Origin of the sequence: Desemzia sp. C1 (genome assembly GCF_020882875.1) — a bacterium.
Classification (GTDB): Bacteria; Bacillota; Bacilli; order Lactobacillales; family Carnobacteriaceae; genus Desemzia; species Desemzia incerta.
Window position 1 is genome coordinate 1,823,868 of record NZ_JAJIZP010000003.1, and the last position, 22,997, is coordinate 1,846,864.

Sequence of the window (22,997 nt, forward strand, 5' to 3'; positions counted from 1 at the left end):
CGTACTGTAAAATACCAATAGTAATGAAGATAATATTAGGAGGAAACCATCCATGATTGGAGATAAAATCCAAGAGATGTTTTTAGAAAATCAAGAAAATTTCTTGATTCCTGCCAGAGAGGTGGCACATGTCCAAGCAGAAAATAATTTAAACCATGCTCTACTAGTCTTAACCAAGATCGGATTTAATGTTATCGTTGTTTTAGACAAAGAAGCCCGTGTCAGCGGACTGATTTCGATTCCATTGATTATAGAAGCTATCACAGGTGTTACGGAAATCCACTTTGACCGTTTAGATTCATTAACGGTAGGAGAAGTGATGCGAACGGATTTTGCTGTTTTAAATGATGATTATGAACTGGAAGATCTGTTGCATTTGCTGGTCGATAATGCGTTTATTTGTATTGTAGACAACGAAAAGAAATTCCAAGGCATTGTCACAAGAAGAGAAATTCTAAAATCAGTAAACCATGTAGCACATGAATTTGAGCACCGTTACGATGTTCAATCGCATCAAGAATCTATTTGTCAGTAAAGGGTTGGCTGATCAGTTAAAGATCATCATCAAACTGAAGAAGCGATTAAAAACAAATAAGCCCAAAAAATCAACTCATCAATAACCAGAAACAGAATGTCTGGTTTATTTGTATGTTAGATAAACGTAAGGAGCAAGACCATGGTGGAAAAAATAGACCCATTTATAAAAATAAGAAGAGATTTGCATTTAATACCTGAAGTAGGGCTAGAAGAATACAAGACACGAGATTATTTGTTGAAAATCATTCAGCAATTGCCTCAAGAACAATTAGAAATCAAAGTAGATGAAACAGCTATTTTAGTGAGAGTAAAAGGGACTGAAGGAAACCGTACAATTGGATGGAGAACAGATATTGATGGTTTGCCTGTCGTAGAAAAAACGGATTTGGCTTTTGAGTCTACTCATGAAGGAAGAATGCACGCTTGTGGGCATGATGTACATATGGCCATCACCCTAGGGATATTGACTCATTTTAGTGAACATCCTGCTAAAGATCACCTTGTGTTCTTTTTTCAGCCGGCAGAAGAAACGGTCAGTGGAGCAAAAATCTATTATGATAAAGGATTCCTAAATGAATGGATGCCGGATGAATTTTATGCGCTGCATGTTGATCCAAATAGACCTGTAGGAACTATCGCAACCAAAGAAGGGACTTTATTTGCATCCACATGTGATTTGACGGTGGACTTCCATGGAATCGGAGGGCACGCAGCTTATCCTCAAGAGTCAAATGACATGGTTGTAGCAGCCAGCCAGTTTGTAAACCAAGTGCAAACGATCGTCAGCAGAAATGTAAATCCTGTTGAAGGAGCGGTTGTGACGTTAGGTTCATTCCATGCTGGAACGACCGGAAATGTCATCAGTGATCATGCTCGTATTGAAGGGACTATACGTGCATTGACTAAAGACATGAGTTATCGGGTCCAAAAACGATTTAAAGAAATCGCTCAAGGGATTGAAATGACTTATCAATGTAAAGTTGATGTAGATTTGAACATGTACGGCTATTTGCCGGTTATCAATACGCCAAAAGAAACAGAAGCATTTGTCCAGTTTATGAAACATCGTGCTGATGTTCATTATGAAGAAGCTGGGACTGCCATGACTGGAGAAGACTTTGGATACTTATTGGACAAGGTACCTGGAACGATGTTTTGGCTAGGTGTCGATACTCCATATGGATTGCACCATCCTCAAATGTCTCCTAAAGAAGAGGCCATTCCTTTTGCTATAAAAACTGTTCGCGACTTCTTAGAAGCAAAGGCAAACCATGTTTTAGAACAAGAAAAGGCAGCTTTGAGTTAAAAATAAAAAGAAACCGAATCGGTAGTTTGCTCCGATTCGGCTTCTTTTTTGTATAGACAAGATTGATGAATTTGCGTGTACCATGATTACTATTTTGGAAAGCTAGACTATTGGATATTTTGTTAAAGGAATTTTTATACCTGCTTCTGTTAGACTGCTGACATACTCTTGGAAAAAACGATGCTGAATGTCAAATTGCTGACCATTTAAAGTATACATGGTTATCCGAATTCCAGTCTGACCTTCTCCTATATCGATCATTCCAGTATAAGAAGGTTCTTCTGTAATCTCAGGAAACTGAGGAACAAGTCGCTCATTCACTTCAGAAATAACCTTGGAGACTTTTTGAATGTCAGCGTCAGGATAAAGACGAATTTTGATCATTACTTGCATGTCTTCACGAGATTTATTGCTGACTATTGTAATGTAACGGTTAGGGACAAAATTCAATGTGCCATCAAAACTTTTAACCAACGTCGTTTTAAGGTTCACATCAACGACTGTTCCAGATACCGTATCCAACTCTACCACGTCACCGACATCCATTTGCTTTTCAAGCAAGAGGAAAAAACCATTTACAATGTCGCTGACAAAACCTTGAGCACCTAAAGATAAAGCCAAACCAATTACACCGGCACCAGTTAGTAAAGAAGCCACAGGCACGCCAATGACATTCAGTATAGAATAAGCTAACAGAAAACCTATGACAGCGTGAAAAATATTTTGCGATAGGCTGTTCAATGTATTCAATCGATTGATAGATATGTTTTCTTTTCTTCTATAGCTTGAAAAAGCCTTAGTGATCAAAACATTCCCGATTTTTTTTAGGATATAAAACAGGATCAAGAAAAATAAGATTTGCAGACTAGTGGTCAAGATAGTGCTGATGATTTCATTCCAATTAATGGAATTCCAATATCGGCTGAATAAATTTGTTTTTTCAACCACATCATTCACTACAGACTCTGTAACATTTGATTCATTCATTTTATCACCTCATGAGAAATAATCGCTGCTAAATGACATCTTAACAAAATAACGACTTAAATAAAACCAAAGAGGTGTTAAACTTCTGTGACCATTGTTATAAGCCGGTTTAATGTGTGCAAATACTCATAATAAAGCTAAAAGCGAACTTTTTTTCCTGTTCTATTTCGTATTGTTTGAACTCCTTTTTTTTAAATGGTATTCTATACACGAATAGAAAACGTTTTTTAAATGTTGCCATGTTTGATCTTTATTGATTTGAACGAAACATTTAAAAAATAAATTGAAAAATTTAAGGAAGTGAGGGATTCATATGACAGGTGGAGAAATTGCTGCGTTGATTGCAGCGGTTGCATTTGCAGTACTAGTAGTCTTTTTAGTGATTGTCTTGCTTAAAGTTTCAAAAATCATGGGAGAAGTTTCCGATACAGTCAAGGAAGCTAACTCGAGTCTACGAGTGATCACTAAAGACGCGGACAATTTATTGATTGAAGTAGAGGGGTTATTGAACAAATCCAATACAACATTGGATGATGTAAACGGCAAGTTAGGTAAAACCGATCCTTTATTCCAAGCTATTGGAGATCTAGGGGTATCTGTTTCAAATCTAAACTCTTCTACACGCAACTTAACTGACCGTGTTACAGGAGTAACAAAACGTACTGCTCAAACAGGCGTTGTGACAAAAGTAGGTAAGACAGCTATGAACATGAACCGCAAAAGAAAAAATAAAAAAGATTCAGAATAATCAAGAGTCGTACAATCTACAACTTTTATAGAGAGAAAGGAAGATTGAATTATGAGTAAAAAAGGCGGATTTTTATTAGGAGCAATTTTAGGAGCAACTGCAGCTGCAGCAACAACACTTTTATTAGCACCTAAATCAGGAAAAGAATTGAGATCAGACCTTTCTGATCAAGCAGATAAAGCTAAAGGAACTGCAAAAGACTATTCGCAAATAGCAAAAGATAAAGGCACTGAGATGAGAGATGTTGCTATGAGTGCAACAGAAGACATCAAAATCAGCTTAAAAGATACTGCTAATAAAATGAAGAGTCAAATGTCTTCTAATTCGCAAGGATTAAAAGACAACTTGGACGACATTAAATCTGAAGTAAAAGATGCAGCCGAACAAGTGAAAGAAAAAGGAACTGAAGTCAAAGAAGAGTTCCAATCGGAACAAGAGAAAAAAGTTTTTGAAGCAGAAAAATCTCGTGAAATGCCTCAGTATACTGCTGGCAATATGAAAAAAGATGTTGAAAGAGCTACAATGGATTTTGATTATGACCAAGAAAAAGCTGATGAAGATCCTCAATACACTACTACAAATGTCAGCACAGAACAAACAACTGAAGAAAGCGATGGAGAAAGAACGACTAATACAAATGTCGGAATCTAAGCTGTCTTACAGTAAATCGAGTACAAAAAAAAGACATAGAAAACAACTTGTTTACCTATGTTGCACAAAAGAGAGACCGGAATCTTCCGGTCTCTCTTTTGTGCAACAGTAAATTATCAGATGGTTTTTAAGAGACAACAGTCAGTGATTTAGGTGTGTGAGTGAGAACTTCACATCCATCTGCTGTCACATAGACACAGTCTTCTATACGCACCCCAGCTACACCGGGCACATAAATGCCGGGCTCGATGGAAAAACACATACCTTCTTCGATCACTAAATCATTCCCTCCCATGATCGAAGGAAACTCATGAACATTGCTTCCTAATCCATGACCTAGTCGATGGTTGAAATATTTTCCATACCCAGCCTCTGAGATAACGTCTCGGGCTATTCTGTCTAACTCTCCTGCAGTTATCCCAGGCTTGACAGCTGCAATAGCCGCTTCATTAGCTTCGAGGACTAGATTATAGATGTCTTTAGCTTGTTGGGAAGGTTCTCCGAAAGCTACTGTGCGCGTAACGTCACTGGTATATCCTTCGTAGACTACGCCTAGATCAAATAATATGAGATCATTTTTCTCAATTTTTCTATCACCAGGTGTGCCGTGTGGGCTAGCGGCATTGTCACCGGTCAAGACCATGGTTTCAAAACTCATATTTTTAATGCCCATTTTTTTCAATTCATATTCAATAACCGCAACGATTTCTTGTTCTTCAACACCTTCACCTATAGCGTTGAATCCAATTTCTAAAGCTTTATCTGCCCATTTACCGGCTTCAATCATTTTTTGGATTTCGTCTGGCGTTTTAATAACTTTCATTTGTTGAATAATAGGGCTTATGTCTTTAATGGATGAAGGAGAAAGCGCAAGATTCAGTTGTTCGAATTTAGAGACTGTTAAGAAATCTTTTTCAACAGCTATAGTCGCTAAATGATCTGCTCGTTGCAGGATTGTCTGTTGGATGATATTCCAAGGATTTTCATGGTCTAAGTAAGAAGCTACATCAAATGTCCATGGACTAGACAATGCATCTTCTTTCTCTAGAGCAGGGACGAAAAGAAACGGAGCAGCTTGTTTAAAGACAAGAAGAGCTAAAATTCTTTCATGCGGTTCACTGTGATAACCGCTAAAGTAAGCGACGTGGTTAGGATCATTGATAAAAACAGCGTCTACGTCATTTTCTTGTAACCAATTTTGCAGAAAAGTTAATTGTTTGAACATTCTATTCCTTCTTTCTAGATAGCTTTATTGCATTCTATTTTATTGTATCATTAAGCAACCGCAGAAGATAAAATTATTTTTTGGAAGCGTTATCTGAAAAAGTAAGTGAAAATTTCATGAAAATAAATATAAACCGCTTGCAATATTGAATTAGATTTGGTAGATTAGATTTATTGAAAAATAGGTTAAAAATGAACGACATGACTTTAAAGGAGCTATTAAAAAATGGAAAAACAGACTATTACGATTTATGATGTTGCACGTGAAGCAAACGTTTCAATGGCTACAGTATCTCGTGTTGTAAACGGCAATCCTAATGTAAAACCAACTACTCGTAAAAAAGTGTTGGACGTTATTGATCGTTTAGATTACCGTCCAAACGCAGTAGCACGTGGATTGGCAAGTAAAAAAACGACTACAGTGGGAGTTATCATCCCAGATGTAACCAACTTATACTTTGCATCTTTAGCAAGAGGGATCGATGATATTGCAAGTATGTACAAATACAATATCATTTTAGCCAACTCTGATCAAAACGATGTAAAAGAAATCCAAGTATTAAATACATTACTTGCAAAACAAGTAGACGGTATTATTTACATGGGGCATAAAATCACAGATGATATGAGAGCTGAATTTTCTCGTTCTAAAACTCCAGTAGTTTTAGCAGGAACTGTAGATCCTGATGAACAAGTAGGCAGTGTAAACGTGGATTATAGAAATGCAGTAGAAGAAGTGGTTGCTGAGTTGATTAAATCTGGAAATGAAAGAATCGCTTTTGTATCAGGACCGCAAGCGGATCCTATCAATGGGATTTACCGTTTAGCTGGTTATAAAGATGCTTTAGAAAAAGCTTCGATGGAATTTGATGAAAGCTTGATTTTTGAATCAGAATATAGTTTCACAAGTGGAGAAGAGTTGTTCACTAAATTAGCAGAATCTGGAGCTACAGCAGCATTTGTTGGTGATGATGAATTAGCAGTAGGCATCCTAAACGGAGCGGTAGACAGAGGTGTCAAAGTTCCTGAAGAGTTCGAAATCGTGACAACCAATAACTCTAAATTAACTGAAATGACTCGTCCTAAATTAAGTACGATCACTCAACCGTTATATGATATCGGTGCGGTAGCGATGAGATTGTTGACTAAGTTGATGAATAAAGAAGAAACAGACGAAAAAACGATTATCTTGCCTTATCATGTTGCGCATAGAGGAACAACACGGTCAGAAGATTAATCTAAACTAAAGAATCCTTGTCTACTCATCAATAAGAGTAGGCAAGGATTCTTTTTTATTTCAATCTAAAGGAGTTGGGATTGTTTAAAAATAAAATAGACACAAAAAAGGTTCATTAGGTACAGAACCCAATGAACCTTTTTTTGCTAAGAGAAGTTGTTTAGTCCTCGTCAGCATTTTCTTCTTCTTTGTTTTCATTGTTCTCTTTTGCCTTAGCACTAGCGCCAGATCCAGCCTTCGATTTCCAAAAACTATTTTGAATGTGAGGAGGGCTTCCGATCAAGAAATCGTAAACGGTAGTTCCAGGAACTTTATCTTTTGCAAAAATCTCTTTTTTCATATCACCTGAAATAGAAACTTTAGCACCATCAGGCAACCATCTAGAAGGAGAAACGTTTGGTTTTCTTTCTTCAAAATCAGCATATTGCAACTCAGATTCTTTAGCTTTTTCTACAGCATCTGAAGGCACGGTGATTTCACCAGGTTTCATACCTGTTTCAGCCAAAACTTCTTCTTCGACGATTCCTTCTGGTCGGGTAAAGTTTTTATCAGACCCTACTAAAGTGGGGTTTTTCTCATAAACAGCGTTCATCAATCTTGCCCAAAAATTCAAATTTCTCTTACTAGGGTGAACGCCGTTTTCTGTGTCTATAGAAATTTGGTCTACATCATATCCTATCCATGAGCTTAACGTAATAGTAGGCGTCATACCAATAAACCAGATATCTTCTTGAGCGTTCGTTGTACCTGTTTTACCAGCAATATCTGCTGAAAAGTTCAATTGATCTGTAGTTCCCCCAACAGTGCTGTTTTCCATGACATCTCTTAAGATATCGACTGTCATATAAGCTGTTTCAGGAGTAAAGACTTTAGTTGTCTCAGATTCATGTTGGTAGATGACTTCGCCATCACTGTTTTCAATGCGTTCAATCATGAAAGGATCAGCATGAACACCTTGATTTGCCAACATCGTGTACGCACTCGTCATTTCTAAAACAGTTGGACCATAGATCATGCCCACAACTTCGCCTTCTTCGTTAACTTCTTGATGACCAGTACCGCCTAAAGCTAAGGCAGCATTTTTATATTCATCAGGATGTACAGCATCCGCTCCAATACCCATTAAAGGTAAGAAGTTACCAGGAGTCGATCCATTTTCCATCATTTGTAAATAAATACGAGAGGTAGGGATATTCATTGAATTGACTAACGATTCTCGAGCAGATACATTTTTATCTGAATAAACATTTCCTACGTTCGTAACTTCATGTCCTTCAATTCTCCCATTCACCCAGTTCGGTACGAACAAACGAGAGTCAGATACCATACTGGCTGGTGTGATCAATCCTTCTTCCAAAGCTGGAGCATAGACTAAAACGGGTTTTATCGTTGAACCAGGCTGTCTTTCTACATACAAACCGTGATTCAGCATATTGTCTTGGTAATTCGTACCGCCGACAAATGCAATGATCCGGCCGCTCGCGTTATCAACCAATGAAGAACCGACTTGGATTTCAACCATTTTAGGAACAGATTCACCTGTTTCAGGGTCTTCTTCCATAGGTTGGATGTATTCCCCGGTTGAAGGGTCGTAAACCGCAGGCGCCTTCTTCGTTCGTCCCATGCCAGGACCATATTCGGATGCTACTTGTTCTAAAGCATTGTGAATGGTTTTATCTATAGTAGAGTAGACTTTATAACCATTTAACCGCAAATCGTCATCTGCTCTTTCGTAATAACGAGTATAGAGATTAGGATCAGCGTCAATATCTTCTTTGGTTATTCCATCAGATTCATACAACAACTTCATTAAAATCAAACGTGCTTCCGTTTCAACAGCATCATACGCAAAGGAATTTGTATCTTGCTCATTTTCTTGTCGCAAAATAAAATCTTGTGTCAGATCATAATCTCGAGCTGATGCATATTCTTCTTCAGTGATATAGCCTTCTCGGAACATACGGAACAACACTTCATTTTTTCTGCTTAATCCGCTTGTCTGGTCTTCTTTTACCTGACCTGATCCAGTATAAGGGCTATAAGTAATCGGGTTTTGAGGAAGACCTGCAATGAAAGCAGCTTGAGGAAGAGTCAAATCTTTTGCATTTACGCCAAAAATTCCAGTTGCAGCTTCTTGGACACCAGCGATATTTTGGCCTAGACTATTTCTTCCAAAAGGAGAAACATTTAAATAAGCTTGCAAGATTTCTTCTTTAGAGAAGTAATTTTCGACTCTAAAAGCAATCAATATTTCATTTACTTTACGTTCAAAAGTTACTTCAGGAGACAAGATTTGCTGTTTGATCAGTTGTTGAGTCAACGTGGATCCACCTGAAGTTTGAACAGATCCTGTTAGTTGTTGAACAACTGCGCGAAGGACTGCTTTAGGTACAACTCCTGGATGTTCCCAGAAGTATTCATCTTCTGTCGCAATAACCCCATTAATAACATATTCTGATATGTCATCTAAAGAAATCGTTGTTCGTTTTAAATCTGAACGAAAATCACTGATTGTTTCTCCATTTGCGTAATACATTGTAGAAGTTTGCTCCACGTTTCCGATCGCGACTTGCATATCTTCATAAGAAGGAGGGGTTTGACCAGAGACTAAAGAAGCAAACAAACCAACACCTGCACCTCCAGCAAATGCTCCACCGATCAATAGGATAAGAGAAAAGATAATGACTAAGTTTTTGATCACGTTATAAGCGACATTAAATCCGAAAAGAAATTTGCTGAAACCTGTTCTGGGTTCTTTACGTTCGTCGATGTTATCAGAAGAAAGTCCAGTTGCTTCATCCACTCCATGATTGTCTGGAGTCTCGGCTGCAAGAGTATCCTCTTCTACACGATTTTTACCAGCTATTTTTTCTCGACTTGAATTTATAAAACTCATACTGTTCTGATAGACAGATTTACCATACTGTGAGACCTTTTTCCACAGTGAGCGCCCGTCCTTGTTATCTGAATCGTTCAAATTTAAATCACCTCATAATCTTTAAAGTAAAGTTTTTATCATAAATAATAAAAAAATGGAAGTACACATCCGTTAATGAGGAGTTAATTGTATCTTCCATATGGCTTTGCTAATTATACCAAATAAAGAAATAAAAGAACATTTTTATTAGGAGCAGAACGAAAGAGTTGATAAAAAAGATTTATTTTTGAAAAGAAACGTTCAAATTTGAATGATTCTGTGAAACTCAACATCTAAAGAAAGAGTAGTATGAAATTATTTTAATCTTTTTGTTGACATTCTCATCATATTTACATTATACTAGCAATATCAAATTTAGATAGTGAGTGATTCTTAATGAAAACAGGAATAAGACAAGAACCCACAAATTTGAATAACTTTTACTTTAGCTACTTTAGACGGTGTTTGTAGACATATCAACATTATGGATGCAAACAATAACCAAGTTTGCGTCTATGATGGCTAAAGTACTTTGTACTGTTTTCAACCAGCCGCGTAGATGAAAAAATCTAAGCGGCTGCTAAAATCAATCAATAATCAATAAGATTCGCGCCTCATTAGATTTTTATCATCTAATGAGGCGCTTTTTATTATCTAGCTATAGAAGGAGGCTCTTAGATTAGGTCGATAAGGTATTCAATTTATGAACAAAAAATGAGGAGGAAATGAAAATGGCGACTAAAAATCAATTGAAAAAAATGGCTTTAGGTGGAATAGCTTTACTATCGGGAATGGTGTTGGCGGCTTGCGGTTCAGCAGAGTCTTCACAAGACGGATCTATCAATGTGGGAGTATTACAATTCATGGAACACGAATCTCTGACTTCAGCTCGTGAAGGGTTCCTAGCAGAATTAGAGGATGCCGGTTACGTAGATGGAGAAAATCTGACGGTAGATTATCAAAATGCTCAAGGCGATCAAGCAAATCTTCAAAGCATGAGCCAACAATTAGCAGGTGAAAACGACGTTATCTTATCAATCGCAACGCCAGCTGCACAATCTTTGGCCAATGAAACCAAAGAAGATCCTATCCTCTTTACAGCAGTAACGGATGCAGAAGATGCAGGTTTGGTGGAAAGCAACGAATCTCCAGGTGGGAACGTCACTGGAACAAGTGATATGGTACCAATCGAAGAACAAATTGCACTTTTATTGTCTTTAGTACCAGATGCAGAAAAAATTGGCCTTATTTATAACGCGGGAGAACCTAACTCTGAAATACAAGCAAACTTAGCCATCGAAGCTATTGAAGCGAGCGGTGTGACGGTAGAAGCCTTAACGGTTTCTTCTACCAATGATGTCCAGCAAGTTCTGACTACTTTAGCCCAAGACGTTGATGGATTATATATTCCAACAGACAATACCCTAGCCAGTACAGCAGCAACAGTGGGTAAGATAGCTATGGAATACCAATTGCCTGTTGTAGCAGGTTCTGCTGAACAAGTAGAAGCAGGAGGCTTAGCAACTTACGGAATCAATTATGAAGACTTAGGCCGCCAAACCGCCAAAATGGCTCTTCAAATCATTGAAGAAAACAAAAAACCAGAAGATATCTCGGTTGAGACATCTGACAGCTTGGAACTAGTCATCAATGAAGAAATGGCTGAAGCTTTAGGAATTGATCCAGACGATATCGTATTGCCGGAATAAAAAACAGCAACACTATGAAATAAAGGAGAGGTAAAAATGGATATTTTATTATCAAGCACATCTCAAGGATTATTGTGGTCAGTAATGGCAATTGGAGTCTATTTAAACTTCCGTATCCTGAAAATAACAGATTTAACAGCAGAAGGAAGTTTTCCTTTAGGAGCAGCCATTGCGGCTACTTTGATCGTGAACGGTGTCTCTCCTTGGATCGCAACGACAGCAGCATTAGTAAGCGGTATGGCTGCTGGAATGATTTCTGCACTGCTGCATACGAAATTGAAGATCCCTTCTCTTATTTCTGGGATCATCACCATGACCGGACTGTATTCTATTAATTTAAGGATCATGGGGAAAGCGAACGTCAATTTATTAGGGGAACGCACCTTGATGGAGACTGCAGAATCATGGGGCATTGAATCGAACCTTTCTACTTTACTCGTTGGAGCTCTCATTATTTCTTTAGTGATCATAAGTTTGAAATTGTTTTACAATACAGAAACTGGACTAGCTATTCGATCTGCTGGAGACAACCCAGAAATGAGTGAGGCAAATGGAATCAACACCGACAAAATGGAAATCATTTCTTATATGTTGTGTAATGGATTGATCGCTATGTCTGGCGGACTGATCGCTCAAGATAATGGTTTTGCGGATATCAGCAGTGGTATTGGTACCATCGTAATCGCTTTAGCTTCTATTGTCATAGGTGAGGTTATTTTCCGTCATTTGACATTTGCAAAGCGCTTGATGACGATTGTGGTTGGAGCTGTTTTATACCGATTGATGTTGTCTCTAGTATTAGAACTGAATGTCGATCCACAAGATTTAAAAGTCTTTTCTGCCATATTATTGACAGTTGCGCTAGCTTCTCCACTAGTCAAACTGCCTAACAAGCGCAAAAAGAAACTCAACCAAACAAACGAGAAAGGAGCTTCATTGATATGATGAAACCAGTATTAGAAATGAAGCAAATCCATAAAAGTTTTGAAATCGGAACGGTGAATGAAAATCATGTGTTGAAAGGTTTGGATTTAACAATTTATGAAGGAGACTTCATTACGATCATTGGTGGAAATGGGGCTGGCAAATCAACCTTGATGAATAGTATTGCAGGCAGCTTTGCTGTAGATGAGGGAGAAATCTTGCTAGAAGGAAAAAATATTACTAAACTGCCTACTGTAAAAAGAGCTAAAGACATTGGTCGTGTCTTTCAAGATCCGCGTATGGGAACGGCATCCAGACTAACTATCGAAGAAAATTTAGCAGTAGCCTTGAAACGGGGGAAAAAACGCGGATTGACATCTGGAGTGAAAGATGATCAACGTAAAATTTTTAAAGAATCCTTAAAGAGGTTGGGATTAGGATTAGAAGATAGAATGAAGATGGAAATCGGGTTATTATCTGGAGGACAAAGACAAGCTGTGACGCTTTTAATGGCTTCATTAGTTACGCCTAAATTATTATTGTTGGATGAACATACTGCAGCTCTAGATCCAAAAACCAGTCAGATGGTTTTAGATTTGACAGAAAAAATCGTTCAAGAAGAAAACTTAACTGCCATGATGATCACTCATAATATGGAACAAGCCATTCAATATGGGAACAGACTCATTATGTTGAGTGAAGGGAATATCGTAGTCGATATTTCAGGGGAAGAAAAAGAGCAACTGACGATACCTGAACTGTTGGAACTCTTTCATAAAAATAGCGGAACAATGTTGAACGATGATGCTTTGATTTTAAGCTGACGGTGAATTCGATCTATTAAATATCCTTTGTTTAAGACATGTCGTCTGAACAAAGGGTATTTTTTTATTTTCATAATCGTGTGATGTGTTTTTTTTGTTGAAACATTCTACAATGAAAAGAGAAGGTAAGAAATCATTATCAGTTGCAAGGAACAAGAGGAGGAATGACATGTTTCTTACAATCGGGCTTGAATTATTTGTTGGATTGATCGGATTGCTATTGGTCATGAGAGTATTGGGTAAAAAGACAATGGCTGAAGTAACGCCATATGACTTGATTACACATTAATCTTAGGTGGGATCGTAGAAGTTGCGATTTAGGATCAAGCTATCCATGTAGGGCATATAATCTTTGCGTTAGGTTTCTGGGGAATCTTGATCTACATCATCGAATTAGTTGTTCAAAAGCAGCATCGTTCCAGTCAAGTATTAAAGGGAATTCCGAGTATATTGGTTCAGGACGGGCAGTTGAACACGAAAGAGCTAGCTAAAAATCATATAGAATTAGAACAACTACGATCGGTGTTGAGAGCGCGAAATTGTTTTTCTTTAAAAGAAGCAAAATACGTCATATTAGAAACCAGTGGAGAAGTCAGTGTAATGAAGAAGTAAACTCCACCCTGGCTGTTTTATTGATTGATGAGGGCAGAGTAGAGGTGAAAGCTTTAGAAAGTATTGGAAAAACAGAAGAATGGTTATTAGAAGAAATCAGGAAAAAAGGGTATGAGAAGCCAACAGACCTTGTTTATGCTGAATGGTCTAAGAAAGAAGGGTTGTATATCGTTCCTTATTCAAAGGAAATAAACGTTCAACTTCGTATTGATGGATAGATTTATTATTAGCTACTGACAGGTTTTGGACCAAATAAAAGTTTTACTGGAGGAATTTTATGAAAGCAATTATTCCACATTTATGGTTTGATAAAGAAGCTGTTGAAGCAGCTGAATTTTACACTTCGGTGTTTGAACAATCCAGAATCCAATCTATTGCCCAGATACACGATACACCAAGCGGGACAGCTGATGTTGTGGCCATAACGTTAAAAGGACAAGAATTTAGGTTTATCTCGGCCGGTCCTGACTTTCAAATGACCCCAGCAATTTCACTGAGGGTTTATTGTTCGTCAAAAGAAGAAGTCTTGTATTTGTGGGAAATCTTAAAGGTTGATGGAAGTATCTTGATGGAAGTAGGGGAATATCCTTTCAGCGGACAATATGGATGGTTAAATGATCGATATGGTGTATCTTGGCAGTTGCTTTGGACAGAAGAGGAGACAACTGCAGGGAAAATCGTTCCGCAATTATTATTTTCGGGTCAGCAAGTGGGTAAAGCAAAAGAAGCGATAGAATTTTATACACTGCTTTTTGAAAATAGTCAGGTGGATAAAGTAGTTTATTATGAAGAAGAGTCGGATCCTAATTCACCTGATATGCTGCAATATGCTCTATTTACTTTGAATGGTCAACTATTTTCAGCAATGGACAGCAACATAGACTATGGATTTGTCTTCAACGAAGCATTTTCGTTCTTGGTTCAATGTGATACTCGAGAAGAAATCGATTTTTTATGGAAAAAACTGTCTGCTGTCCCAGAAGCTGAGGAGTGTGGGTGGTTGAAAGACTATTACGGTGTTTCATGGCAAATTACTCCGGTTGTGTTGGATGATTTGTTAGCAACCGATGATGAAAAGAGGAAAGAGCGTGTAACAAAAGCTTTCCTTAAAATGAAAAAATTGGACATAGCTGCATTGCGTGCAGCTTATGAAAAAGATTGAAATAATAAAAAAACAGCAAGCCCTTTATTGAACGGCTCTCTGTCTACTTGACAGGGGCAGTTCAATAGAGGATCTGCTGTTTTTATTGTTGTCTTAAACTGTTTGAGGCATTTCTTCGCCAATAACCGCTAAACGTTCTGCAACTTCTTCACGGCTTAAATGATGTTGTTTTACATAACGATTTTCTGGTGAGACACGACATTCATGAGAACAGCCGCGTAAATACTTGTGTTCATTTTCTGGTGATGTCAAAATTTGACGGTTGCATTTAGGGTCTCCACAGTTCACATAACGTTCGCAAGGAGTACCGTCGAACCAGTCTTTTCCAATGACAACATGCTCTTTACGATTGATTGGAACACTGATACGTTCATCAAAAACATACATTTTTCCGTCCCATAATTCGCCTTGTACTTCAGGGTCTGTTCCATAAGTATGGATACCGCCATGAAGTTGAGCAACGTCTTCAAATCCTTCTTTTAATAACCAACCTGAAAACTTCTCACAACGAATTCCACCTGTACAATAGGTGACAACTTTTTTGTCCATGAATTTCTCTTTGTTTTCGCGGATCCATTCAGGCAACTCGCGGAAATTTTTGATTTCTGGACGTACAGCCCCTCTAAAATGTCCTAAATCGTATTCGTAATCGTTACGAGCATCGATGACAACAGTGTTCTCATCTAATAATGCTTCGCGGAATTCTTTAGGATCTAAATATTTACCTGTAGTTTCATTCGGGTCAACATCGTCTTCAAGGTTCAACGAAACGATTTCCGGGCGGTAGCGAACGAACATTTTTTTGAACGCATGACCTTCTGCGGGGTCAATTTTAAAAATCATATCTGAGAAACGTTCATCAGCATGCATTGCATCCATGTATTTCTGTGTAGCTTCGATTGTTCCTGAAACGGTTCCGTTAATGCCTTCTTCAGAAACCAAGATTCTGCCTTTTAAGCCAAGATCTTTGCAAAAACCTAAGTGTTGACGTCTAAATTCTTCTGGTTCTTTTATAGTAGTATATTTGTAGTACAATAATACTCGATAATCCATAGTCATCTTTTTATAACCTCCAAAATGTTCACTAAACAGCAGGCAAATACGTTTGTGCCTACTTAAGATTGCTATACTAACAATGTATTATACACCAAGCGGTAAAACAAAATCAAGATTCTTAAAAAATGAATAAATTACGTTGTACCATTTTTTGTGAAAATAACTAGCATAGAAATAAGCCATAGGCTTCATTATTTGTAAAATAGCGAAAAGTAGTCAGTTCATTCCATGGTTTGTGTAAAAAAAGCGTCTGTTTTTTAACTCTGCTTTTATTTTTGCGCACGCCAAATAAGCTATCCCTTCTAATTTTTTAAAAAATTAAGCTACCCAAGCAGTTAGATGAGCTAGATGGTTTTTACTGATCTTATCTTTCGCAAAGGCTAACATAATGAGAAAAGTCATTGTCACAAAAAGATTCAGTTTCTTTTTTCCTCGTATCGTATGATTCTCAAATAGGTAATCTCGATCGATTCGTCCATTTACTCGCTCAATAGAGGTTCGCTTTTTGTAGATTCGTTTGAACTTAAAACTATCCCTAGCGACTTTGTTAAATATACGTCTGTCTTCTTCACATTTTATTCTGAAAAGCCGGTTATCCTGATATTGAGGTTTAAATCCATAACGTAAAGAATCTGTTTTCTTATCATATCCCTTATACGCTAGCTTTATCTCATTTCCTTTTCCATCGACATAGGAAACCGCTCCGTTATACGTATAAATCAAATCTGTATCTCGATATTGTTTGGTTAGCGTATCTTTATCCCACTGGTTTTTAATATCAATAATAGGGATTATTTCTTTAGATTCAATGAGACTTAATAATGGAGCTCCATCATATCCTCTGTCAGCTAGAAGATAGTCACACTGTTTCGCTTGTGAGGTAGAAAAATGTTTGATCAGTCTTTTTGCGACCGTCGGTTCGCCTTCAGATGCTTTAGTCACTTCGTAGGCTACAGGCAATTCATAATTTGCATCAACGATTAAATGAAGTCGATAACCAAACCATGTTTTCTTCTTTGTTATCTTCTCGCCATTGGCTGTCGTAGTGGTATATTGTTTTAGTGTGAAATCTGCTTCAGTATCTCTTCTGCCATCATATTCTACTTTTTTATTTGGTTTTGTAGCATAAGAAGGGATAATTTTTCCATCTAAAGCTAAAGTTTGCCCAAATCCATCCAGTGTTTCATATAAATTAGTGACCAATTCAGTAAACATCTCATCTAATAGGTGTTGATGGAGCAGTAACTTTTTTAAAAATCGAGAAAAAGCAGCTTCTGTGGGAGCTAGTTGAACCCTATACTTTCCTTTTTGTGAGCGCGAAAAATGAGGTTGAAATCCGCATAGTTCTCTGAGTTGGCTATTCCGCTTCAACTCTCGAATCAAAGAAGCGACAGAGCGATGTTGAAAGACAAAGCTAGCTACGAAAGCACGCCACATGGTATGAACTGGATAATCATTTCTGCCCTTTCCGCGTTCTTCTTCTAATGCAGTTAACAGGTTTTCATCCGGTAATGCAGTTAATACATCATTCAACTTTTCTAAATCGCCTAATTCATGGTTTTCAAATAATGATAATTGTGTTATTCTATTCATGGAAAAAGTGACCTCCTTATATGAGTCTGATAACCATATTTTACTACTGTTTCAGTAGTTTGAGGCACTTTTTCTCTTATCTTTTTTAGTTAGTCGCAAAATATCAAAAATGATAAATCGCCAATAAGAAAATGCTGATACAGCAGTCTTTCTTATTGACGATTTTTATTTTAACCACATTTACAGCCCTAGAGCCCCATGGGCTCGCCAACAACGTGATTTATTCAAAATTGACCTATAATAGACAAACTAAAAGGAGAGGATAAAATGAAGCGATGTTCTTGGGCAAAAACAGATTTGTTAAAAGACTATCATGATAAAGAATGGGGGAAACCACTATTTGATGATAAAAAATTATTTGAATTACTGATCCTTGAAACTATGCAAGCAGGATTGAGTTGGGAGACAGTTCTGAAAAAAAGAGAAAACTATCGCGAAGCGTTAGATGGATTTGATGAAGAAAAAATAAAATATTACACTCTTGAGAAGCAAGAAGAACTAATGAAAAATCCAGGTATCATCAGAAATCGGCTCAAGATTAAGTCAATTGTTACAAATGCGTCAGCGTTTATTGAAATACAAAAAGAATTTGGTTCTTTCGCCGATTATTTGTGGTCGTTTACTAAAAAGACACCAATTGTTCACAATATAATAAATGAAAAAGATGTTCCTTCACAAAATGAATCATCACAAAAACTATCTAAAGAATTAAAGAAAAGAGGCTTTTCCTTTGTGGGACCAACAGTTTGCTACGCCTACATGCAAGCTGCAGGTTTAATCAATGATCATCATAATGATTGTTCGTTCAAATAAGTCAAAGAAAAAGCAACTAAAAAGTTAAATAAGTGATTAATTTAAAAGTAGTTTGTGAACGAAAATCAACAAGTGTTCTGTTAATCATTCTGTAATATTACCGATACCTTTTTGATATACTCCGTATGCTATACTTCATCTGTCGTTAAGAGAAAAACTGACTTTTGAAAGTAAAACTATTGTTAGAGGGAAAGATTCCGTGAAAAAGAAATTTGTAGCTATCGCCTTATTAGGAACCATGACATTCAGTTCCCTTATATTACCTACTCAAGTATCTGCAGAAGATTACACTACGCAAATTGAAGAAGCTCAACAACAAGCCGAAAGTACTCAAACATTGATCGACGAAAAAAGCAATCAACTAAATCAAATTGAATCTCAAGTATCTACAACTGAAACTGAGTTAAAAACTATTTCAAATGAAATCAAAAATAATGAAGAAAAAACAGCAGCTTTAGCTAAAGAAATTGAAAAAGCTCAAGCAGACATGAAACAATTGCAAGAGGAAATCAAAGTATTAGAAGAAAAAATAGCTGAACGAAATGAGCAATTAAAAGATCAAGCTCGTACAGTTCAGACAAGCGGTTTTAGTCAAAATTACATAGATTTTATCTTGGAATCAGAATCAGTAGCTGATGTGATTGGAAGAATCGATGTTGTAACAGACTTAGTGAAAGCCAATAAAACGTTAGTTCAAGAACAAGTGGCAGATCAAAATGCTGTTGTTGAAAAATCAGAACAAACAGAACAAAAAATCAATCAACAAAATGCTATTGCTATGGAACTAGAACAAACTCGTACTGAAATGGACAAACAATTACTGGAAAAAGAAGTCATTGTAGCCCAGTTAGCAATTGAAAAAGCAACTACAGAAGAAGATATTTCAACTTTCTTAGCTCAAAAAGCAGAAGCTGAACAACAGGTTGCTGAATACACAAGTGTTCAAGCCGAAGCAGAAGCTGAAGCAGAATTATTAGAGCAAGCTCAAATTGCTGCAGAAACTGAAGAAGAAACTCAAATTTCCGCTGTAACAGAGAGTTCTCAAGAAAGCAGTGAAGAAAGTATTGAAGTTGCTTCAGTTCAAGAAGAGTCCGATTCAGTTGCTGCAACACCAGCACCTGAATCTTCTGAACCGGCACAGACAACAGCACCTTCAGCTCCGACTGAAACGCCTGCACCAACTAATAACAACGCTGGTTCTAATAACAGTTCGAACGCTGCTAAAGAAAAAGCAGCTAAAGAACAAAAAGCTAAAGAAGCAAAAGCAGCGGCAGAAAAAGCTGCAGCTAAAAAAGCTGCGGCTAAAAAAGCAGCAGAAGCAGCGAAGAAAAATGAATCAAAACCAGTCGTTTCCAGCGGAAGTGTTTTACAAGTAGCTAATAGCTTGACTGGAAAAGGTATTCCATATGATTTTGGAGGGAATACAACCAAGGGATTTGACTGTTCAGGATTCACAAGATATGTTTTTGAGAAAGCTGGAAAAAAACTGGATCGTAATTCACGTGCGCAATATAATAATTCATCTAAAGTATCTAGCCCTCAACCAGGCGACTTAGTGTTCTTTAGTAATAATAAAAATACAAGTGGAATCTTCCACGTAGCTATCTATACTGGTAACGGCGGTATGGTCGGATCACAATCAAGTACTGGTCCAGGACATGTCAGCAACTTCAAATCTCATCCTTACTGGGGTGATTTCTCAGTATACTATGGTAGATATTAATTTTGATTAGCTAATCAATTTAAAGACCCTAAAGCAGACTTCTAAATCTGCTTTAGGGTCTTTTGCATGTAAAGGTGTTTTAGTATGAATAATGGTTGAAATTCAGTAAACTATAGAAAGAAGAAATGATAATACATACCGATGAGGTGAAGAAAATGAGAGAAGCACTATTGATTGTTAATCCTTCTTCCGGCACTGAACAAGCAGGAGCTTTATCCAGTGCCGCAGAAGAAAAATTAGCTGAAATGTATGACAAGGTTACTGTTAAATATACTGAGAAAGGCGGAGACGCTACCGCGTTTGCTAAAGCAGCTGCTGAACAAGGAATAGCTGCCGTGTTTGCAATGGGAGGAGATGGAACAGTAAACGAAACTATCAGCGGTTTAGCTGAACAAGAATACCGTCCAGATTTTAGTTTCGTTCCACTAGGAACAGTGAACGATTTAGCGCGTTCGTTAGGTATTCCAATGGATCCTAAAGAGGCGATAGCTCATTTAGACTCTTTGGAAGAAAAAAAATTGGATATTGGAAAAGTAAATGATCATTACTTTGCAAATGTCGTTGCACTCGGAACGATTCCTACAGCTGTCCAAGAAGTAGATGTAGAACAAAAAACAAAACTAGGACCTTTAGCGTATTTTTTAGAAGGAACGAAAGCTTTAGCTAATTATGAGTCACATACTTTTGACATTGTAGTAGATGGCGAGAAAATCACACAAGATTCTATATTGGTGCTGATCGCATTGACCAGTTCCGTGGGCGGCTTCGAAAAGTTGCTGCCAAAAGCTGAAATAGACGATGGTTATTTGCATTTGATTGCGTTAAAAGGTTCAGCAATCATAGATAAATTGAATATTATTCCCAAAATTTTTACGGGAAAAGCAGTAGATGACGAAAAGATTCTTTATCGAAAATTCACTCTTGGATCTATTGAAGTTCAAGGGGTTGAAGAGATGACAGCAAATGTGGACGGCGATGAAGGAGATAAACTACCGTTAACCTTAAAGGTATTGCCGCAACATTTGACCGTATTGGTTCCTAAAAAAGCAGATAATGAATAAATAAAACAAAACACCCTTATTAAAGAAGCACCAAAAGGCGTTTAGCCTGGCTCTTTAGATAAGGGTGTTTTACTGTTTTATTTAGTGATATATTCTTCTGTCAGTTTAAGGAATGCTTCTACATCTTTTCTCACAAGGGAGATCCCGGCTTCCCAGAAGTCAGGCTGAGTCAAGTCAACATTCAAATGCTTCTGTGCCAGATCTTCGGTTGTCATACGACCTGTATCTTGAAGCAACTCGATGTATTTGTCTTCAAAACCTGCACCTTCTTCTAGAGAGCGGTTGTAAATACCCAAACTGAACAAGTAGCCAAAAGTATACGGGAAGTTGTAGAAAGAGACATCTGAAATGTAAAAATGCAATTTGCTGGCCCAGAAAGTAGGGTGGTTGTTGCTCAGTGTACCTTGGAAGGCTTCATTCTGTGCCTCAATCATCAATTCAGAGATGCGCTCTTCTGTAACAATACCTTTTTGGCGTTCAGCGTAAAAACGTGTTTCAAATAAGAAACGAGCATGGATGTTCATAAACATAGCAAGGGCATTTTGCATTTTGTTATCTAATAAAGTAATTTTTTCTTCTTTACTATTCGCTTCTTTTACAGTGGCATCAGATACGATCATTTCAGCAAAAGTAGAGGCTGTTTCAGCTACATTCATTGCGTATTGCTGGTTCATAGGCGGCAAGTCTTTCATGACATCACTATGAAAGGCATGTCCTAACTCATGTGCTAAAGTCGCAACTTCGTTGGCACTTTGGGAATATGTCATAAAAATACGTGATTCTTTTGTTTCAGGAAGCCCCGCGCAATATCCACCTGGTGCTTTTCCAGGACGATCTTCTACTTCGATCCATTTGTTGTCAAAAGCATACTGAGCAAAATCAGCCATTTTGTTGCTGAATTTACGGAAGTTTCCTAATACAAATTCTGCACCTTCGTCATAAGGATATTTTTTAGGACGAGCATTCCCGACGATCACAGGGGCCTCAATATCTTGCCAAGCTAACTGCTCTTTGCCGAACAACTGAGCTTTACGATTCAAGTAATCTACAAACGGTTGTTTATTGTCGCTGATTGCTTTCCACATAGTGTCCAAAGTTTCTTTTTTCATTCGGTTGTATGCTAGTGGTTTCTTCAAGTAATCTGAGATACCATGCGCTTTATAATTTGCCAAACGAAAACCTGATAAATGATTTAATGTGTCAGCAAATAAAGAAGCATTTTCTTGCCAAGCTTTTTCCCATTCGACGAAAAGTTTTTCTCTAACCGCAGGATCAGGATCTCCATACATTTTGTTTTGAGCTTGTCCAGCAGATAGGTGAGTAATCGTACCATCTTCTTCTTCAAATGGAATACTGATTTTGGCTACTAGCGAGTCATAGTGGTTGCTCCAACCTTCAAAACCATCTACTGCTAAATCATTGATCAATTTTTCTTCTTGTTCGCTGAGCAGTTCTTTTCCTTCAGCGCGTGTTTCAGTTAAAACGAATGCAATAGGAGAAAATTCAGGTAATTCAATTAGTTGAGACCACTCTTCATCAGGAATAGACACAAATTTTTTGGTCAAAATAGTTTGAGCAGTTTTGTAACGACTGGACAGTGCAGACACCTTGCCAAACAAAGCCCCTGTTTTTTTATCGTGAACATTTTCAGCTTGCAGAGCTTCTACAAAAGTATACGTTTGAGAAATACCATCCATCAATGCGTCATGAAGAGTCAGCATGTCTGCTAAGGCAGTATAATTTGGCTTATCTCCATCGTAGTCCCATTCTTTAGCGTGGTGAGTAAACTCATCAGCTTGTTTGTCTAATAAAGTTAATTTTTTTTGTAACTCAGCGGAATCACTTCCCCCAGGAAAAATAGATTCTAAGTCCCATGTTAAACTGTATTTCATCATTGAACACTCCTTATTGGG

Annotated in this window: 19 protein-coding genes and 1 pseudogene; 14 read left to right on the forward strand and 6 right to left on the reverse strand. The window is 37.5% G+C overall.

Annotated elements, in window-relative coordinates; all coding sequences use genetic code 11:
• The first annotated feature begins 52 nt into the window (after positions 1–52).
• Both cbpB and LMF32_RS09320 read left to right on the forward strand, forming a co-directional pair.
• The gene (gene cbpB / locus LMF32_RS09315) at positions 53–535 is read left to right on the forward strand and encodes a cyclic-di-AMP-binding protein CbpB (protein WP_188205336.1); all 483 of its coding nucleotides are present in this window, start codon (positions 53–55) and stop codon (positions 533–535) included.
• A 141-nt stretch (positions 536–676) separates the two neighbouring features.
• A complete protein-coding gene (locus LMF32_RS09320; protein ID WP_230524569.1) occupies positions 677–1,843 on the forward strand; it encodes an N-acetyldiaminopimelate deacetylase in 1,167 nt (388 codons plus the stop codon).
• A gap of 102 nt (positions 1,844–1,945) precedes the next feature.
• On the opposite strand, the gene LMF32_RS09325 is transcribed toward LMF32_RS09320, so the two are convergent.
• On the reverse strand, positions 1,946–2,830 hold the full coding sequence (locus LMF32_RS09325) for a mechanosensitive ion channel family protein (protein WP_092479829.1): 885 nt from the start codon (positions 2,828–2,830) through the stop codon (positions 1,946–1,948).
• A gap of 313 nt (positions 2,831–3,143) precedes the next feature.
• Between LMF32_RS09325 and LMF32_RS09330 the strand changes: the two genes are divergently transcribed.
• A complete protein-coding gene (locus tag LMF32_RS09330) occupies positions 3,144–3,578 on the forward strand; it encodes a DUF948 domain-containing protein (protein WP_092479828.1) in 435 nt (144 codons plus the stop codon).
• Between the two features lie 51 nt (positions 3,579–3,629).
• Entirely contained in the window at positions 3,630–4,229 is a 600-nt protein-coding gene (locus LMF32_RS09335) for a YtxH domain-containing protein (protein ID WP_230524570.1), read from the forward strand.
• Between the two features lie 127 nt (positions 4,230–4,356).
• Here the strand turns inward: LMF32_RS09335 and LMF32_RS09340 are convergent, their stop codons facing one another.
• A complete protein-coding gene (locus tag LMF32_RS09340) occupies positions 4,357–5,454 on the reverse strand; it encodes a Xaa-Pro peptidase family protein (RefSeq protein WP_188205340.1) in 1,098 nt (365 codons plus the stop codon).
• Between the two features lie 225 nt (positions 5,455–5,679).
• Between LMF32_RS09340 and ccpA the strand changes: the two genes are divergently transcribed.
• Positions 5,680–6,690: a catabolite control protein A gene (gene ccpA, locus LMF32_RS09345; RefSeq protein WP_230524571.1), complete on the forward strand. Its 1,011-nt coding sequence runs from the start codon at positions 5,680–5,682 to the stop codon at positions 6,688–6,690.
• Positions 6,691–6,850: 160 nt separating this feature from the next.
• On the opposite strand, the gene LMF32_RS09350 is transcribed toward ccpA, so the two are convergent.
• The gene (locus LMF32_RS09350) at positions 6,851–9,586 is read right to left on the reverse strand and encodes a transglycosylase domain-containing protein (RefSeq protein ID WP_230524572.1); all 2,736 of its coding nucleotides are present in this window, start codon (positions 9,584–9,586) and stop codon (positions 6,851–6,853) included.
• Between the two features lie 752 nt (positions 9,587–10,338).
• Between LMF32_RS09350 and LMF32_RS09355 the strand changes: the two genes are divergently transcribed.
• The 6 genes and pseudogenes from LMF32_RS09355 (at position 10,339) to LMF32_RS09375 (ending at position 14,838) form a co-directional block, all read left to right on the forward strand.
• Complete coding sequence (locus LMF32_RS09355; RefSeq protein ID WP_230524573.1) at positions 10,339–11,316, forward strand: ABC transporter substrate-binding protein; 978 nt, start codon at positions 10,339–10,341, stop codon at positions 11,314–11,316.
• Between the two features lie 36 nt (positions 11,317–11,352).
• Complete coding sequence (locus LMF32_RS09360; protein ID WP_188205344.1) at positions 11,353–12,261, forward strand: ABC transporter permease; 909 nt, start codon at positions 11,353–11,355, stop codon at positions 12,259–12,261.
• Positions 12,261–13,064, forward strand: coding sequence for an ATP-binding cassette domain-containing protein (locus LMF32_RS09365; protein WP_092479821.1), 804 nt, complete (start codon positions 12,261–12,263; stop codon positions 13,062–13,064). Before LMF32_RS09360 ends, LMF32_RS09365 begins: the two co-directional genes overlap by 1 nt.
• A gap of 169 nt (positions 13,065–13,233) precedes the next feature.
• Positions 13,234–13,353, forward strand: a complete 120-nt coding sequence (locus LMF32_RS13700) for a hypothetical protein (RefSeq protein ID WP_347401915.1) — start codon at positions 13,234–13,236, stop codon at positions 13,351–13,353.
• Positions 13,354–13,514: 161 nt separating this feature from the next.
• Positions 13,515–13,894, forward strand: a pseudogene (locus LMF32_RS09370) (DUF421 domain-containing protein).
• A 59-nt stretch (positions 13,895–13,953) separates the two neighbouring features.
• On the forward strand, positions 13,954–14,838 hold the full coding sequence (locus LMF32_RS09375; RefSeq protein WP_092479820.1) for a VOC family protein: 885 nt from the start codon (positions 13,954–13,956) through the stop codon (positions 14,836–14,838).
• A 93-nt stretch (positions 14,839–14,931) separates the two neighbouring features.
• Here LMF32_RS09375 and LMF32_RS09380 read toward each other — a convergent pair whose 3' ends face one another.
• Positions 14,932–15,891, reverse strand: a complete 960-nt coding sequence (locus LMF32_RS09380; RefSeq protein ID WP_230525102.1) for a rhodanese-related sulfurtransferase — start codon at positions 15,889–15,891, stop codon at positions 14,932–14,934.
• Positions 15,892–16,212: 321 nt separating this feature from the next.
• Positions 16,213–17,487, reverse strand: a complete 1,275-nt coding sequence (locus tag LMF32_RS09385) for a transposase (protein WP_230523769.1) — start codon at positions 17,485–17,487, stop codon at positions 16,213–16,215.
• Between the two features lie 267 nt (positions 17,488–17,754).
• Between LMF32_RS09385 and LMF32_RS09390 the strand changes: the two genes are divergently transcribed.
• From LMF32_RS09390 to LMF32_RS09400, 3 genes are all read left to right on the forward strand, one after another.
• A complete protein-coding gene (locus tag LMF32_RS09390; RefSeq protein WP_230524574.1) occupies positions 17,755–18,300 on the forward strand; it encodes a DNA-3-methyladenine glycosylase I in 546 nt (181 codons plus the stop codon).
• A gap of 199 nt (positions 18,301–18,499) precedes the next feature.
• The gene (locus LMF32_RS13705; protein WP_230524575.1) at positions 18,500–20,023 is read left to right on the forward strand and encodes a C40 family peptidase; all 1,524 of its coding nucleotides are present in this window, start codon (positions 18,500–18,502) and stop codon (positions 20,021–20,023) included.
• 155 nt (positions 20,024–20,178) lie between these two features.
• Positions 20,179–21,084, forward strand: coding sequence for a diacylglycerol kinase family protein (locus tag LMF32_RS09400; protein ID WP_230524576.1), 906 nt, complete (start codon positions 20,179–20,181; stop codon positions 21,082–21,084).
• 77 nt (positions 21,085–21,161) lie between these two features.
• Here LMF32_RS09400 and LMF32_RS09405 read toward each other — a convergent pair whose 3' ends face one another.
• Positions 21,162–22,976, reverse strand: coding sequence for a M3 family oligoendopeptidase (locus LMF32_RS09405; protein WP_230525103.1), 1,815 nt, complete (start codon positions 22,974–22,976; stop codon positions 21,162–21,164).
• Positions 22,977–22,997 lie beyond the last annotated feature (21 nt).